We start from the raw sequence: 16338 nt of genomic DNA, 5'->3' as shown, positions 1-16338 counted from the left end.
CAGATCTCTCCTCAGCGGACAATTGTGCCGGTACGGCGGATTTTGCGTTGCAACTGCATCAGACCGTAAAGCAGTGCCTCAGCAGTCGGAGGGCAGCCGGGCACGTAGATGTCCACCGGAACAACCCGGTCACAGCCACGCACGACGGAATAGGAATAGTGGTAATACCCACCGCCATTCGCGCAGGAGCCCATCGAGATCACATAGCGCGGCTCGGGCATCTGGTCATAGACCTTGCGCAGCGCGGGCGCCATCTTGTTGGTCAGCGTTCCGGCCACGATCATCACGTCCGACTGACGCGGGGACGCCCGAGGCGCGATGCCGAACCGTTCCGCATCATAACGCGGCATCGAGGTATGCATCATCTCAACCGCGCAGCAGGCCAGGCCAAAGGTCATCCAGTGCAACGAGCCGGTCCGGGCCCAGTTGATGATGTCTTCGGTCGAGGTCAGCAGGAAACCCTTGTCCTGCAACTCGGCGTTCAGGGCCTGGGTGGCGACTTCCTTGTCGACACCGGCAGTATTGGCACCTGTCATCACTCCCATTCCAGCGCCCCTTTCTTCCATTCATAGGCAAAGCCGATGGTCAGAACGCCCAAGAACACCATCATGGACCAGAACCCGACATCGCTGATGTCTCTGAAGCCCACGGCCCAGGGAAACAGGAAGGCAATTTCAAGATCGAAGATGATGAACAGAATCGAAACCAGATAGAATCGGACGTCGAATTTCATCCGCGCATCGTCGAAGGCATTGAAACCACATTCATATGCGCTGACCTTTTCGGGGTCGGGATTGCGGACGGCCAGTACGACGGCGGCCAGAATCAAAACGATCCCAAGGCCCACGGCAACGGCCAGAAACACCAGAATCGGGAGGTACTCCCGCAGCAGGTCTTCCACGAATAGCTCCTTTCCTGCGCACATGTCTTGTCGGGTGCGCCGTCAATTGGCGTGTTGACTGGACATTCTCTATCCCTGCGGGGTCAGAGGGTCAACCGAACACAGCCCCCTTCGCGATCAAACCTGCGCTTGACAGCGCGGCATAGAATCGCAGCACCGGCGTTTGGCATTGATGTGGTGGAACCCGGTAAAACCTACTTATTCCATGCAGGTTTTCGTTTTTCAAAAAACGCCGCGATCCCTTCGCGTGCCTCTTGTGTTTCCCAGCGTTCGACCAACTCGCCTATGGTCTGATCGATCACGGCATCGTCGATGCACGGACCCAAAGCGCGCACCAGCGCCTTGGCAGAGGCAACCGCCCCCGGCGCGCAAGACAAATAAGGGCGAATTTCGTCCTCGACCGCGTCCGACAGCCGATCTGCCGAAACGGTTTTCGCCAGCAGGCCCAGACCAACGGCCTCGGACGCATCAAACAAACGGGCAGACATGAACACCCGGCGCGCGCGGGCTTCGCCCATGCGGGCGATGACATAGGGGCCAATTGTTGCGGGGATCAGCCCCAGGCGCGTTTCGGTCAGCCCCATCTTCAGACTGCCGACCCCGATCGCGACATCGCACACGGCCGCCATGCCCACCCCGCCCCCAAAGGCATTGCCCTGCAACGCCCCGATCAGAGGCTTTGGCATCGTGTTCAGAGCCTGCAACATCTCGGCCAGCTTGCGCGCCTCGACAAAACGCGTCTTTTTGTCAGCCGCCATCTGGTCCTGCATCCACCCCAGATCACCGCCGGCACAAAACGTCTTGCCCGCCGCGGCCAGAACGACCGCTCGGACCGCGTCATCCTGACCAAGTTGCGATGCGGCCTCGGTCAATTCCATGATCATCTGCCCCGACATGGCATTGTGTTTTTCCGGCCGGTTCAGGGTGAGCGTCGCGACACCGCGCATATCCGTCGAGATCGTGATCGTTTCAAACATGTCAGCCCCTCAAAGCCCTGGCCATCTGCGCGGCCTCTTCAATGACGTCGATATCCAGGCCAGTTTCGTATCCCAGCCGCTGCAAATGCGCCGCAACGTCCTCGGTGGCCACGTTACCGGCCGCACCCGGGGCGTAGGGGCAACCGCCCAACCCGCCCACGGCTGCATCGAACACCCGCACGCCCAGCGCCAATGCCGCATCAATGTTGTCGATCGCGCGCCCGTTGGTGTCATGGAAATGCCCCGCCAGCCGCGTCACCGGAACCCTCTCGCGAACAGCCAAAAGCATATGTGCAACCTTGTCCGGAGTTCCCTGCCCGATCGTGTCGCCCAGCGAAACCTCGTAACAGCCCAGCGCGAAAAGCCGATCAGCAACCTCAGCCACTTTTTCGGGCGGCGTCGGACCGTCATACGGGCAATCCGTCACGCATGAGACATAGCCACGAACCGGCAGGTCGATATGGCGCGCCGCCTCCAGAATCGGCGTGAACCGCTCGATCGACTCGGCGATGGAGGCATTGATATTAGCCTTCGAGAATCCTTCGGAGGCCGAGGCGAACACGGCGATCTCGTCCGCCTTGGCCGCCAGCGCGTCGCCATAGCCATGCATGTTCGGCGTCAGCGCGGCATAGCGCACCCCATTCGCACGCGTGATCCCCCCCAGCACCTGAGCGGAACCCGCCATCTGCGGCACCCATTTCGGGGACACGAAGCTTGCAACTTCGATCCGGCGAAACCCCGCACGGCTGAGACAGTCGATCAAGGCGATCTTGGCCGCGACCGGTATTTCGCGCTTTTCGTTTTGCAGCCCGTCGCGTGGCCCGACCTCATAGATTTCGACCAGCTCACCCATGTCCGCCCCCCTTCTGGATTGTCGTCGTTTCAAGCAATTATCGTCTGACCTTGGCACGCCGTGTTGCGCGGGTACAGATCAAGCTTCGTCCTCCAACCTCACCAGAGCAGCCCCGGCTTCGACCTGCGAACCATCCTCGACCAGCACTTCGGCAACGATCCCGTCCCGCGCCGCAAGCAGCGAATGCTCCATTTTCATCGCTTCCAAAATGGCCAGACGATCGCCTTTCTGTACGGTTTGTCCCGCTGTGGCAAAGACGGCTTTGACCAGACCGGGCATAGGCGCCTCGATCACATTGGTGTCGCCGGTCGCGCTGGTATCCCGGTCCAGCGGATCGATGACGTCGAAGCTCTGACCGTAATCGGTGAAAACCGTCAGGGTCCCGTTATGTGCGGCAACGCGAGGCATCGGCGTGCCGTTCAACATCCAGCGCCCGGCGGTGCGTTCGGCAACGACGCGGTTTTCGCCAACCTGCCAAATCTGGCGATCCGGCCCATCGACCTGCACATCCAGATCCAGCACGTCGTCGCGACGGGACAATTGCACGGCACGATGCAGCGGCGCCCACAGCGAAAACCCGGTTTCCGGATCGACATCCACCAGATCCAATGCCGTCATCGCAGCCGCGACCGCGGTAACATCCGACGGCTCGGGTTCCTGCACCAACGTTTCAAGGTCTCGCCCGATCAGCCCCGTATCGACATCGCCCGAGGCAAATCCTTCGTGACGCGTCAACGCGCCCAGAAAGGCCAGATTGGTAACAGTACCTGCAACTTCGGTCTGTTGCAGCACCCGGTTCAACGTCTCAAGCGCAACGGCACGCGTCGATCCATGCACCACCACCTTGGCGATCATCGGGTCATACCACGGGCTGATCGTGTCCCCGGCGCGAACGCCGCTATCGGCGCGACAGTTGCCGGGGAAAACCAGATGAGTCAGCGTTCCCGTCGCGGGCAGGAACCCTTTCGGCACATCCTCGGCATACAAACGAGCCTCGAAGGCATGGCCAGAGATCGCAAGATCATCCTGTTTCTTGGGAAGACTCTCGCCTGCGGCCACGCGAAGCTGCCACTCGACCAGATCGATCCCCGTGATGGCCTCTGTCACCGGGTGCTCCACCTGAAGGCGCGTGTTCATCTCCATGAACCAGAATCTGTCGGGGCGCAGCCCGTCCGAGGCATCGACGATGAATTCGACCGTGCCCGCGCCTTTATAGCCGATCGCCTCGGCGGCGCGCACGCCGGCCTGACCCATAGCCTCGCGCATCTCGGACGTCATGCCCGGGGCGGGGGCTTCTTCGATCACCTTCTGATGCCGGCGCTGCAACGAGCAGTCCCTTTCAAACAGATGAACGGCATGGGTACCATCGCCGAACACCTGCACTTCGATATGGCGGGGTTTTGCCACGAATTTTTCGACCAGCACGGCATCATTGCCAAAGGCGGTCCGGGCCTCACCCCGCGCGCTGTCGAGAGCGGTCGCGAAATCCTCGGGGCGTTCGACAAGGCGCATCCCTTTGCCGCCGCCGCCCGCAACGGCTTTGATCAGAACCGGATAGCCGATGGCATCCGCTGCGCCTGCCAGATGCTCGGGGTCCTGATTGTCGCCGTGATAACCTGGCACGACCGGAACGCCGGCCTTCTCCATCAGAACCTTGGCCGCGTCCTTGAGGCCCATCTTGCGGATCGCATCAGCCGAGGGGCCGATGAACGTCAGCCCCGCCGCCTGTACGGCATCCACGAAATCGGGGTTCTCGGACAGAAAGCCATACCCCGGATGGATCGCCTGTGCGCCGGTGTTCAGCGCGGCCTGAATGATCACATCACCCTTCAAATAGCTGTCCGCCGGGGCGGGGCCGCCAATATGAACCGCCTCATCCGCCATCTGAACATGTTTTGCGGCCGCATCCGCATCGGAATAGACAGCAACGCAGGACACGCCCATGGACTGGGCCGTTTCCATGACGCGGCAGGCGATCTCACCCCGGTTGGCAATCAGAATTTTGTTGAACATGGTCTTCACCCTTCCAATGCCAGATCTTCGACGAGACGGAACCGTTCGCACACGAGTTTCATCTCGGGATCAAAGCCGCCGTTTCGTTGGAAATATCGACGATGATCTTCCCGCCATCCTTCAAGCGTTTCATTTTCACCTTCCGCCAAGGCGAATTCCTCGGTCACATCGCAGTAACGCTGGATCGAAACATCAACGGTTTCAATGACCAACGCCGGAGTGTCATCCCAGTTCAGCGCAATATCGCGGCGACCGGACTTTGGCATCTCAAGGCTGTCATCAGGATAGTTTCTGAGCGCGTCGCAGGTCGCTGTTTTACGGCCAGAACGGACCAAGGCCAGAAGCTCTGAACTCAGCACGGGGTTGTCGCCGAATTTGAAGGTTTGTGCACCGGGATAGCGGGCGATTATGTCTTTCAAACTCTCGCTCATCTCACATCCGGAACACGCCGAAACGTGTCTCCTCGATCGGGGCATTCAGCGCGGCGCTGAGCGACAGGGCCAGCACATCGCGGCTTTTGCGCGGGTCAATGATGCCGTCATCCCACAGCCGCGCCGAGGCATAGAGCGGATGCGACTGTTCCTCGAACATATCCAGCGTCGGGCGTTTGAACTCGGCCTCTTCTTCGGCGGACCACGTGCCACCCTGCCGTTCTATCCCGTCGCGTTTGACGGTGGCCAGAACGCCCGCAGCCTGTTCCCCGCCCATCACCGAAATGCGCGAATTCGGCCAGGTCCATAGAAAGCGCGGCTGATAGGCACGACCGGCCATGCCGTAGTTTCCAGCACCAAACGAGCCGCCGACCAGCATGGTGATCTTGGGTACCGAGGTGGTCGCCACCGCTGTCACCATCTTGGCCCCGTGCCGCGCGATCCCCTCGTTTTCGTATTTCCTGCCGACCATGAACCCGGTGATGTTTTGCAGGAACACAAGTGGGATTTTGCGTTGCGAACACAGCTCGACGAAATGGGCACCCTTCTGCGCCGCCTCGGAAAACAGCACGCCGTTGTTGGCGATGATCCCCACCGGGCAGCCTTTGACATGGGCAAACCCCGTGACCAGCGTTTCGCCGAAGCGCGGTTTGAATTCGTCGAACCGAGAGCCATCGACCAGACGCGCAATCACTTCACGGATGTCATAGGGCGTGCGCAGATCAGCAGGGACAACGCCCAGGATTTCCTCGGGGTCATAGGCCGGGTCTTCGGGGCTGGCCCAGTCCACCGTCTGCGGCTTGTGGCGGTTCAGCGACCCAACCGCCCGACGGGCCAAGGCCAGCGCGTGGGCATCATCCTCGGCCAGATAGTCGGCGACGCCGGACAGGCGCGTGTGCACATCGCCGCCGCCCAGATCTTCGGCGCTGACGACCTCGCCCGTTGCTGCCTTGACCAGCGGCGGACCGGCCAGAAAGATCGTGCCCTGTTCTTTGACGATGATCGTCACATCCGACATGGCCGGCACATAGGCGCCACCGGCCGTGCATGACCCCATCACCACAGCGATCTGAGCGATCCCCTTCGCGCTCATCCGCGCCTGGTTGTAGAAGATGCGGCCAAAGTGATCGCGGTCGGGAAAGACCTCATCCTGATTGGGCAGGTTCGCGCCACCGCTGTCGACCAGATAGATGCAGGGCAGATGGTTTTCCTCGGCAATCTCCTGCGCCCGCAGGTGTTTTTTGACCGTCATCGGGTAATAGGTGCCGCCCTTCACGGTGGCGTCGTTGCAGACGACCATAACCTGCTGCCCCTGAACAAGGCCAATGCCCGCAATCACCCCGGCACAGGGCGCGGCACCGCCATACATCCCATGAGCCGCCGTCGCGCCGATTTCGAGGAACGGAGACCCTGGGTCCAGCAGGTTCGCCACCCGCCGGCGCGGCAACATCTTGCCCCGCGACACATGGCGGTCGCGCGATTTCTCACCCCCGCCCATGCGCGCGGCCTCGGCGGCGGCAGAGATTTGCGCCAGCGCGTCGAGATGGGCTGCGCGGTTTGTCTTGAAGCCCTCGGAAGCGGGCATGGCTTTGGATGTGAGTTTCATATCAGTGCTATCCCGTTATCCGTTCGATAAACTACAAGTAAGCTGCGCAGGCCGAAGCATCTTGGTCCAACCTGCGACTTGGTTGATTTATTGCTTGTCGACAAAACCACCCAATTCAGCTTGAAGCGTTTGCATCTGCATGAGTGAAAGCCGCGATTTGCAATCGTCTACGACTGCGCCGTAGCCGGAGTTAATGGCATTCCAAGTCGCTTCAATCTCACACATCGCATCTCGGTACTCGATCCAGGCTCTTTGCGCCGCTCGCAACATCTCTTCACTTTCGGCAGTCCGGTCAGAACCATAGGCGTTGTTTCGTGCAGCCGCCAAATAAATGGGGTAAATCTCATTGAGCTTTGCATCAATTTCCTCGAATGCGGCGTAGCTACAATAATATGCGCCGCCCGCCGTAGAGAGATTTTGTGTAAACCGATTGCAGCGACTTAGGGCGTGCTCAAAGCACGTCAGTTGGTCAGAGTATTCCCAATTGAAGCACTCGGCCAAATTGAGATGAGTCTCGGAATCAAAGTCATCAATAGACTGCAACGGTTGAGCGAGTGTTACCGCTGGAAACGCGCTGAACACACTGAAAACTATAGTTGAGATTAAGACTCTCATTTTATTCCTTTTTCGTGTTTTTGTGGTTGTGCACCAAACGAATACGGTGCTTCAGCCAAAGCATCAATTCCCGCATTAGTTGAAGTTGCAGTCTCCCCCGCCGCCCGCGTCTTCAACTCCTTGCGGATCACCTTCCCGGTCACGGTCATCGGCAGTTCCTCCAGAAACGCCACCTCGCGCGGATACGAATAATGCGCCAGACGGTCCTTGACCCAATCCTGCAACTCGGCACCCGTGGCCTCAAACCCCGGTTTCAGCACCACATAGGCCTTCACGATCTCGGTCCGCAGCTTGTCAGGTTTGCCGACCACGCCCACGGTGGCCACCGCCGGATGGGTCAGCAGGCAATCCTCGATCTCGGCCGGGCCAATGCGGTAACCGGCCGAGGTGATCACGTCATCATCCCGACCGACAAAGCGCAGGTAGTCGCCTTCCCACACGCCGCGGTCTCCGGTGATCAGCCAATCACCCCGGAACTTCTCGGCCGTCGCTTGCGGATTGTTCCAGTATTCCAGCAGCATCGCGGCCGAACCCCGCCGGATGGCAACATCGCCTTCCTCGCTGGTCGGGATGCCGTCATCGTCGATCACCGCGACTTCATGCCCGGGCACCGGCTTGCCTATACAACCGGGTTGAACGGGGAAATCCTCGGCGCAGGAGGATACGACCATGTTGCATTCGGTCTGGCCATAGAATTCGTTGATCGTCAGACCAAACGCACCTTGGCCCCAGGCCAGCATCTCGGCCCCCAGCGGCTCACCCCCGGACGCGACCGAACGCAAACCCGGGATCGCCTGATCCGCCGCCTTGAGCATCCGCAGGGCGGTTGGCGGAAAGAACACATTCCGCACCCCGCCCCGCGCAATGATCTCGGCGCAGGCTTCGGGGGTGAACTTCTCAAGCCGTGCCGCGACAACCGGGATACCCAGTGCAAGGCCCGGCATCAGCACATCGAACAACCCGCCGATCCACGCCCAATCCGCCGGGGTCCACAGGCAGTCTCCTTCACGCAGGTGATTGTGGCTGATCGAGACACCCGGCACATGCCCGGTCAGAACCCGGTGCCCGTGCAGTGCGCCTTTCGGGCTGCCGGTTGTACCAGAGGTGTAGATCAATACGGCAGGATCCTCGGGCCCTGTCGCGGCATAGGGCAACGCAGGACCGGCCACGCCAATTTCGGATGCGATCAGCGGTTCAGCCAGATCGCCCAGCAATTCCGCCCCTTCGGCATCGGTCAGCACGATCTGAACGCCCGCATCGCCCGCCCGCGATCGCAGCGCATCCCGTTTGAACAACTTGAACAAGGGCACCGAAATCGCGCCGATCTTCCAGATCGCCAGATGAGCTGCCGCACACCAGGGTGACTGGCTCAGCAGCACTCCGACCCGATCACCGGGCCGGACGCGGGCCAGCAGGGCGCGCGCGATCCCATCAGCCATTTGCGACAACTGCCCATAGATTATCTGCCGCCGCCCTGATCCGGTCAGATCGATAAGCGCCACCTGATCACCCGGATGGTTCAGACATTGCTGCGCCATGTTCAGCCGGTCCGGTATGTCCCAGCCTCCTCCTGAGCGCAAACCCGGTATGCGCTCAGCGTGCAACAAGGCGAATTCCCCTTGTTTTCCTGATGCTTCGCGACCTGACTTTGGGCGGACACATCACGCAAACTTGATGCAGATCAGAGTGGCTGGACACCGCCTTTGCGAAACCAAGAGCATCAACATAACCAAAGGCAAGAATATGACAAAGAAACTCGCCGCTTTGACACTGTCTACCGCGTTGGTCGCCCTGGCGGCTCCGGCTTTGGCCCAGTCGCAAGGGGACTGGACGCTGGGTATCGGTGTTGGCTATCTGGACCCGAAATCCGACAACGGCACGCTGGCCGGTGCGCCAGCGACGATCGACGCGGACACCCGCCCGATTTTCACCGCCGAGTACTTTATTCGCGACAACCTGGGCATCGAGCTTCTGGCAGCGACCCCGTTCAAACACACCGTAGCCCTTGGCGGTACGGACGCGGCCACGGTCAAGCACCTGCCGCCCACCTTGTCGCTGAACTATCACTTCCCGACCAACAGCGCCTGGAAACCCTATGTCGGCGCCGGTCTCAACTATACGATCTTCTTCGACGAGCAATCGCCTCTGGGCAACATCAAGGTCGATGACTCCTTCGGCGTCTCGTTGCAGGCCGGTCTGGATTACATGGTCACCGACAACGGGGCGATCCGCCTGAACGTGCGCTGGTTCGATATTGACTCGGACGTCTCGCTCAACGGCGCCCCCATCGGCACCGCGGAAATCGATCCCTGGCTGGTCGGTGTTTCCTACGTCCATCGGTTCTGATCCCGTTTCCAAAGCGCCCTGCGGTTACCTCGTCCGCAGGGCGTTCTTTCTTTCAGAGCATTTCATTCATCATTTCGCGGCCAATCAGCATCCGGCGAATCTCGCTGGTGCCTGCGCCGATTTCCATCAGCTTGGCATCCCGGAAAATCCGGCTGACCGGCGCATCCGACAGGAAGCCCGCCCCGCCCAGCGCCTGAACCGCCTGATGGGCCTGAACCATCGCCTGCTCCGACGCGTAAAGGCAGCACGCTGCGGCATCCTGCCGGGTCACGTCACCGCGGTCACACGCCTTGGCGACCTCATAGACATATGCTCGCGCCGAGTTCATCGCGGTGTACATGTCGGCAATCTTGCCCTGCATCAACTGAAAGCTGCCGATAGGTTTGCCGAACTGCTTGCGTTCAGCCAGATAAGGCATCACTTCGTCAAGACAGGCGGCCATGATGCCGGTCCCGATGCCTGCCAGCACGACCCGTTCATAATCCAGCCCCGACATGAGCACGGCAACACCCTTGCCCTCTTCGCCCAACACGTTCTCGAACGGCACCTCGACGTCTTCAAAGATCAGCTCAGCCGTGTTCGACCCGCGCATACCCAGCTTGTCGAAATGGGGCGAGGTTGAAAAACCCTTCATCTCTTTTTCGATCAGAAATGCGGTTATACCCTTCGATCCAGCATCGGGGTCCGTCTTGGCATAAACCACCAGAGTATCCGCATCCGGCCCGTTGGTGATCCAGTATTTGTTACCGTTCAGACGGTAATGGTCGTTCCGCTTTTCCGCGCGCAGCTTCATCGACACCACATCCGACCCGGCCGAAGGTTCCGACATGGCCAGCGCCCCCACATGCTCGCCCGAGATCAGCCGCGGCAGGTATTTCTGCTTCTGTTCTTCATTGCCGTTCAGCTTGATCTGGTTCACGCACAGGTTCGAATGCGCCCCGTATGACAAAGAAACCGAAGCTGAAGCGCGCGCGACCTCTTCGACGGCGATCGTATGCGCCAGATAAGACATGCCTGCACCGCCGTACTCTTCCGGCACTGTAACACCCAGCAGACCAAGCTCTCCCATCTCTTTCCACAGCTCGTTCGGAAAGGCATTGGTGGCGTCGATCTCGGCCGCCATCGGCTTGACACGCTCCTGCGCCCAGCGATGCACCATCTCGCGCAGGGCATTCACATCCTCACCCAGATCGAACTTCATCGTGGCCATGAACATCTGCGTCTTCCCTCCGCTTTAATGAACAAGTGTTCAATAAATCTCTAGCAGCGAATCTTTTGCCGGTCAATCTTTGTGACAGCGCGTCCAAAACGGAAAACACCGCCCCGAAAAGGGCGGCGTTTCAAAAGATCGAGCGTGCGCCGCAGGCGCACTCCGCTTGGTCAAGACTGATAAACCGCGCTCACTTCGGCCCGGATGATCCGGGCGATCAAACGACAATCCTCCAGGGAAAACGTCAAAGGCACGCGCATATCCATAACGCCGGCCAGAACGCGGTCACTTTTAGGCATCCGCTCGCTATCGAAATATCGCCAACTGTCATAGCGCGACGTGAATCCTGTCGGTTCGGCACCGCCGAACCACTTCAGCTCAACCCCACGCGCCGCGCAACGGCTGATCACTTCGGCTATCCGTTCAGGCGCCCAATCCAGCAGCAGGAACTGAATCGAAGACCCGACATAGGTTTCCTCTTCGGGCCGTTCGACGATCGTCAGGCCCGACGTACCCCGCAACCCGGTTTCGATCTCGCGATAACGTTCGTTCCACCGGGCCACCTGTCGGTCCAGATCCCGCAATTGCGGGCGCAGGATCGCCGCGCGCAAATTGTCCATCCGGCCCGAGACGTTGGGCGTGGTGTATTTGATCCGCTCGAACACGTCCGGCCCCGGCGCCGCAAGATGGCGTTCGTACAACATGTAGGACCCCGACAACATCGTAGCCTTTGCCGCCAGTTCCTCGTCATCGGTGACCAGCAAGCCCCCTTCGCCCGAATTGACATGCTTGTAGGTCTGACAGGAATAACACCCGATCGCGCCCTGCCGTCCTGACAACTGACCGCGCCAGGCTGCACCCATCGTGTGTGCGCAATCCTCGATCACGATCACCCCGGCCGCGTCACACATCTGCATCAGCCGGTCCATATCACACAGATGCCCGCGCATATGGCTGAGCATCAGAACACGCGCTTGATCCAGTTTGCCCTCAAGATCATCCAGATCGATGGTCAGGTCTTCCGTCACTCCGACAAAAACTGCCCGCCCGCCGACCGAGGCAATCGACCCCGGGACCGGGGCCAGCGTAAACGCATTGGTTAAAACCGGATCGCCCGACTGCACGCCGACCGCGCGCAGGGCCGTGGCCAGAGCGTAACCGCCAGACGAAACCGCAAGACAGTATTTAGCCCCCATCTGCGCCGCAAATTCCTGCTCCAGCAGGGCCGTTTCCCCCAACTCTCCGGGGACGACATTGTATCGATGCAGACGCCCATGGCGCAGAACGGCCAGTGCCGCCTCGATTGCATCTTCCGGAAGGGGTTCTTGCTGCGTAAAGCTGCCAGAGAATACGTCGGTCATGGTCTTGTTCTGAGGCTCCGAAAGGGTCCGGTCAAGGTTTCAGGCTGCCGCACCGATCAGATCAGGCACGAGGCCGGGCAAGTCGTCAAAATGATGCAGAAGGGCTTCGGGTTCCAGCGCCGCCATGTCATCCCCCGATGGCCCGAAGGTAACCAGCACCGAAGGAACGCCCGCCGCCCTGGCGGTATTGCGGTCGGTATCCGAGTCTCCGACCAGCACGCACAAGTTCGGATCGCCCCCGGCACGGCGCGCGGCTTCACGCAAAGGCGCCGGGTCCGGTTTGCGTACCGGCAGCGTATCGGCCCCGACCAAAGATGCAAAACGGTCCCGCACCCCCATGCGCGTCAGCAACAATTCGGCCAGATGTTCCGGTTTGTTCGTGCAAATGCCCACACCGTAACCCGCGTCACTCAGCACCTCGACCGCCTGTAGTGCACCGGGATAGAAACTGGTGTGGGTGTCGATGTCCTGCGCGTAGGCCTCAAGAAGAACCGGGTAATAGGCCTGCACCGTATCCTCGTCATAGGCCCCGACACGTTTCAGCCCGTGGGTCAGCATCATGCGCCCACCTCGCAGCGCCACACCGGAATCCGGCCCGTGGACCAGTACATCCCCGTGCCCCATCTTGCGGAAACAATGGTTCGCGGCCGCCAGCAAATCGCCGGATGTATCCGCCAAAGTGCCGTCCAGATCGAAGATGACGGTGCGCATTTCGCCCCCTTGCTCGGCAGGTTTTCGCCGTATCCTGTTTCAATCGGCAATCTTGTTTGATGGCCGAACGGCTTGCGCCTTTGACCTCAGCGGATAAAACGGACGGCAACAAAACACAAAGAGAAAACGAATTCATGACCACTGCCCTCGTCATCCTTGCCGCCGGAAAAGGCACCAGGATGAATTCGGACCTTCCCAAAGTTCTGCATCCCATCGCTCAGGTTCCGATGCTGATCCACGCGATGCGCGCCGGATCTGTCCTGTCGCCCGAACATACCGTGATCGTCACCGGCCACGGGTCCGAAGCTGTGGCAAAGGTTGCACGGGCCGAGGATGAAGGGGCGCAGATCGCAGTTCAGGAAGACCAGTTGGGTACGGCCCATGCGGTCGCCCAGGCCCGGAGCGCATTGAGCGGGTTCGAAGGTGATGTGGTTGTTCTTTACGGCGACACCCCGTTCTTGCAGCCCGACACGCTGGAAAGGATGATCGAGGCACGGTCCGGGAATGACCTTGTCATTCTTGGTTTTGACGCAGCCGACCCTGCCCGTTATGGCCGGCTGGTCATGAATGGCGACGTGCTGGAACGCATTGTCGAGTTCAAGGATGCGTCGGATGAAGAACGATCGATAACATTCTGCAATTCTGGGCTTTTGGCCTGCAATGCGCAGCTGCTGTTTTCGCTGATCGACGAGGTCGGAAACGACAACGCTTCGGGCGAATACTATCTGACCGACGTGGTTGAAATTGCGCGCCGCCGGGGGCTGAACGTGACCGCAGTCGCGTGCGACGAGGCGCAGACGCTGGGCGTGAACTCTCGCGCTGATCTGGCGACCGCCGATGCCGTATTTCAGGCGCGCGCCCGTGCCGAGCTGCTTGACATGGGCGTCACCTTGATGGCGCCTGACACGGTGTATCTGGCCGCGGATACGGTGGTCGGGCGCGATACGGTGATCGAGCCGAATGTGGTGTTCGGACCGGGCGTCACGGTCGAAAGCGGCGCGACGATCCGCGCCTTTTCGCATCTTGAGGGCTGCCATGTCAGCCGGGGCGCTGTCGTCGGCCCCTACGCTCGGCTGCGCCCCGGTGCCGAACTGGCCGAAAACACGCGGGTGGGCAATTTTGTCGAGATCAAGAATGCCGAAATCGCCGAAGGCGCGAAGGTCAATCACCTTAGCTATATCGGGGACGCTTCGGTTGGCGCAGCGACCAACATCGGTGCGGGCACGATCACCTGCAACTATGACGGCGTGATGAAGCACAAGACCACGATTGGTGAGAATGTCTTTGTCGGCTCGAACACCATGCTGGTGGCGCCGGTCACGGTGGGCGACGGCGCGATGACCGCGACGGGCACGGTCGTGACCAGGGATGTGGACCCCGATGCGCTGGCTGTTGCGCGGGCCAAGCAGGAAAACAAGCCCGGATATGCGCGTAAATTGTTTGATATGTTGAAGGCGAAAAAGGCTCGCCGCGATAAAAAGGCCTGAGGTATGTGTGGAATAGTAGGTGTTTTGGGGCAGCACGAGGCCGCCCCTATTCTGGTAGAAGCCCTGAAACGGCTTGAATATCGCGGCTATGACAGCGCCGGGATAGCAACCGTCAACGACGGCGTATTGGGCCGGCGGCGCGCGGTTGGCAAGCTGGTCAACCTCAGCGACCTTCTGGTGCATGATCCTCTTCCCGGAAAATCCGGCATCGGCCATACCCGCTGGGCCACGCATGGCGCCCCGTCGGTCAACAATGCACATCCGCACAAGGCGGGCCCGGTGGCCGTCGTTCACAACGGCATCGTCGAAAACTATCGCGACCTGAGGGCCGAACTGGCCGAACATGGCGTTGATTTCCAAACCGAAACCGACACGGAAACGGTTGCCCTCATGACGGAACACCACCTGAACTCGGGCCTGTCCCCGGTTGAGGCCGCGTTCAAGACGATCGACCAGTTGGAGGGCGCCTTTGCGCTGGCCTTTCTGTTCGACGGAGAGGACGACCTGATCGTGGCGGCCCGCAAGGGATCACCACTGGCCATCGGACATGGGGATGGCGAGATGTATGTGGGCTCTGACGCCATCGCCCTGGCGCCTCTGACCAACCAAATCACATATCTGGAAGAAGGCGACCGCGCGGTTCTGACCCGAACGTCGCTTGAAATCCGCAACGAATCCGGTGAGTTGGCCAACCGGGAAAAGCGCAAGATCAAGCTGGATCATACGCGTGCGGACAAGGGCGAGCACAAGCATTTCATGGCCAAGGAAATTGCTGAACAGCCCATCGTTGTGGCGGAGGCGATCCGGTCCTACCTGCCCACGGGTGGTGACCGCGTGGCACTGCCCGATGCCGATCTGGATTTCCGCAAGCTGGACCGTCTGACCATGGTGGCCTGCGGCACCGCGTTTTACGCCTGCCTGACCGCGAAATACTGGTTCGAGCAACTGGCCAAGATGCCGGTCGAGGTCGATATAGCCAGCGAGTTCCGCTATCGCGAACCTCCGATCACGGATCGAACACTGGCGCTTTTCGTCAGCCAGTCGGGCGAAACCGCCGACACGCTGGCCGCGTTGCGGTATTGTGAGGGCAAGGCAGACAAGATCGTTTCGGTCGTCAACGTGCCCGAAAGCTCGATTGCACGCGAAAGCGATATCGCCTTGCCGATCCATGCCGGTGTCGAAATCGGAGTGGCGTCGACAAAAGCCTTCACCTGCCAGTTGAGTGTGCTGCTGATGCTGGCGCTCAAGGCCGCAGCAGACCGGGGCACGATGACGGATGAGGACATCGCCGATCATGCCGCCGCGCTGCGCGGGTTGCCGACCGTGCTGAACGCCGCACTCGATCAGAACCGGGCGATCCGCAAAGCCGCCCAACGCCTGTCCGAGGCGCGCGACGTCCTGTTTCTGGGCCGTGGCCTGATGTATCCGCTGGCAATGGAAGGCGCGCTGAAGCTGAAGGAAATCAGCTATATCCACGCCGAAGGTTATGCGTCAGGAGAGTTGAAACACGGCCCCATCGCCCTGATCGACAAGCATATGCCTGTGGTTGTGATGGCACCTCGTGACACCGTGTTCGACAAGACCGTGTCAAACATGCAGGAAGTGATGGCGCGCAAGGGCAAGGTGATCCTGGTTTCTGACGATGACGGCATTGACGAGGCCGGCGACGGAGTATGGAGCACCATCCGCATGCCGCATGTCCACACCAGCCTCGCCCCAATCCTGTATTCGGTTCCGGCGCAGCTGCTGGCCTATCACACGGCCGTGGCTAAAGGTACAGATGTGGACCAACCGCGCAATCTGGCGAAATCCGTCACAGTGGAGTGA

At 60.3% G+C, this 16338-nt stretch carries 15 protein-coding genes; 3 read left to right on the top strand and 12 right to left on the bottom strand.

The features are described 5' to 3' along the window. Window positions 1–11: 11 nt before the first annotated feature. From GS612_RS04000 to GS612_RS03960, 9 genes are all read right to left on the bottom strand, one after another. Window positions 12–545 (bottom strand): NADH-quinone oxidoreductase subunit B family protein, encoded by a 534-nt coding sequence (locus GS612_RS04000; RefSeq protein WP_010442777.1) that lies wholly within the window; start codon window positions 543–545, stop codon window positions 12–14. Then, window positions 536–901, bottom strand: coding sequence for an NADH-quinone oxidoreductase subunit A (locus tag GS612_RS03995; RefSeq protein WP_068335558.1), 366 nt, complete (start codon window positions 899–901; stop codon window positions 536–538). Before GS612_RS03995 ends, GS612_RS04000 begins: the two co-directional genes overlap by 10 nt. Window positions 902–1095: 194 nt before the next feature. Further along, window positions 1096–1878 (bottom strand): crotonase/enoyl-CoA hydratase family protein, encoded by a 783-nt coding sequence (locus GS612_RS03990; protein ID WP_171639153.1) that lies wholly within the window; start codon window positions 1876–1878, stop codon window positions 1096–1098. Between the two features lies 1 nt (window position 1879). Then, window positions 1880–2731, bottom strand: coding sequence for a hydroxymethylglutaryl-CoA lyase (locus GS612_RS03985; RefSeq protein ID WP_171227951.1), 852 nt, complete (start codon window positions 2729–2731; stop codon window positions 1880–1882). A 78-nt stretch (window positions 2732–2809) separates the two neighbouring features. Then, window positions 2810–4744, bottom strand: coding sequence for an acetyl/propionyl/methylcrotonyl-CoA carboxylase subunit alpha (locus tag GS612_RS03980; protein ID WP_171639152.1), 1935 nt, complete (start codon window positions 4742–4744; stop codon window positions 2810–2812). A gap of 5 nt (window positions 4745–4749) precedes the next feature. After that, complete coding sequence (locus GS612_RS03975) at window positions 4750–5175, bottom strand: ASCH domain-containing protein (RefSeq protein WP_171615922.1); 426 nt, start codon at window positions 5173–5175, stop codon at window positions 4750–4752. A 1-nt stretch (window position 5176) separates the two neighbouring features. After that, window positions 5177–6781 (bottom strand): carboxyl transferase domain-containing protein, encoded by a 1605-nt coding sequence (locus GS612_RS03970; protein WP_171639151.1) that lies wholly within the window; start codon window positions 6779–6781, stop codon window positions 5177–5179. Window positions 6782–6868: 87 nt separating this feature from the next. Further along, complete coding sequence (locus GS612_RS03965) at window positions 6869–7396, bottom strand: lysozyme inhibitor LprI family protein (RefSeq protein WP_171639150.1); 528 nt, start codon at window positions 7394–7396, stop codon at window positions 6869–6871. After that, complete coding sequence (locus GS612_RS03960; RefSeq protein WP_171639149.1) at window positions 7393–9003, bottom strand: AMP-binding protein; 1611 nt, start codon at window positions 9001–9003, stop codon at window positions 7393–7395. Before GS612_RS03960 ends, GS612_RS03965 begins: the two co-directional genes overlap by 4 nt. A 136-nt stretch (window positions 9004–9139) precedes the next feature. Here GS612_RS03960 and GS612_RS03955 point away from each other — a divergent pair, with 136 nt between their 5' ends. Then, the gene (locus GS612_RS03955; RefSeq protein WP_152458599.1) at window positions 9140–9742 is read left to right on the top strand and encodes an OmpW family protein; all 603 of its coding nucleotides are present in this window, start codon (window positions 9140–9142) and stop codon (window positions 9740–9742) included. A gap of 52 nt (window positions 9743–9794) precedes the next feature. Here the strand turns inward: GS612_RS03955 and GS612_RS03950 are convergent, their stop codons facing one another. The 3 genes from GS612_RS03950 to GS612_RS03940 all read right to left on the bottom strand — a co-directional run bounded on the left by GS612_RS03950 (window position 9795) and on the right by GS612_RS03940 (window position 13024). Then, window positions 9795–10958 carry an isovaleryl-CoA dehydrogenase gene (locus GS612_RS03950; RefSeq protein ID WP_171115013.1) on the bottom strand — a complete coding sequence of 388 codons (1164 nt, stop codon included), beginning with the start codon at window positions 10956–10958 and terminating at the stop codon, window positions 9795–9797. A 164-nt stretch (window positions 10959–11122) separates the two neighbouring features. Beyond that, the gene (locus tag GS612_RS03945) at window positions 11123–12313 is read right to left on the bottom strand and encodes a DegT/DnrJ/EryC1/StrS aminotransferase family protein (RefSeq protein WP_171205455.1); all 1191 of its coding nucleotides are present in this window, start codon (window positions 12311–12313) and stop codon (window positions 11123–11125) included. A 39-nt stretch (window positions 12314–12352) separates the two neighbouring features. Continuing rightward, window positions 12353–13024 (bottom strand): HAD-IA family hydrolase, encoded by a 672-nt coding sequence (locus GS612_RS03940; RefSeq protein ID WP_171639148.1) that lies wholly within the window; start codon window positions 13022–13024, stop codon window positions 12353–12355. A gap of 134 nt (window positions 13025–13158) precedes the next feature. Here GS612_RS03940 and glmU point away from each other — a divergent pair, with 134 nt between their 5' ends. Both glmU and glmS read left to right on the top strand, forming a co-directional pair. Continuing rightward, window positions 13159–14511 (top strand): bifunctional UDP-N-acetylglucosamine diphosphorylase/glucosamine-1-phosphate N-acetyltransferase GlmU, encoded by a 1353-nt coding sequence (gene glmU / locus GS612_RS03935; RefSeq protein WP_171639147.1) that lies wholly within the window; start codon window positions 13159–13161, stop codon window positions 14509–14511. Window positions 14512–14514: 3 nt separating this feature from the next. Further along, entirely contained in the window at window positions 14515–16338 is a 1824-nt protein-coding gene (glmS, locus tag GS612_RS03930) for a glutamine--fructose-6-phosphate transaminase (isomerizing) (RefSeq protein ID WP_171639146.1), read from the top strand.

This window comes from Ruegeria sp. HKCCD6157, from assembly GCF_013110685.1.
Classification (GTDB): domain Bacteria; phylum Pseudomonadota; class Alphaproteobacteria; order Rhodobacterales; family Rhodobacteraceae; genus Ruegeria.
Note: the sequence above shows the minus strand (reverse complement) of the source record. Positions and strands in the feature narration are given on the sequence as shown.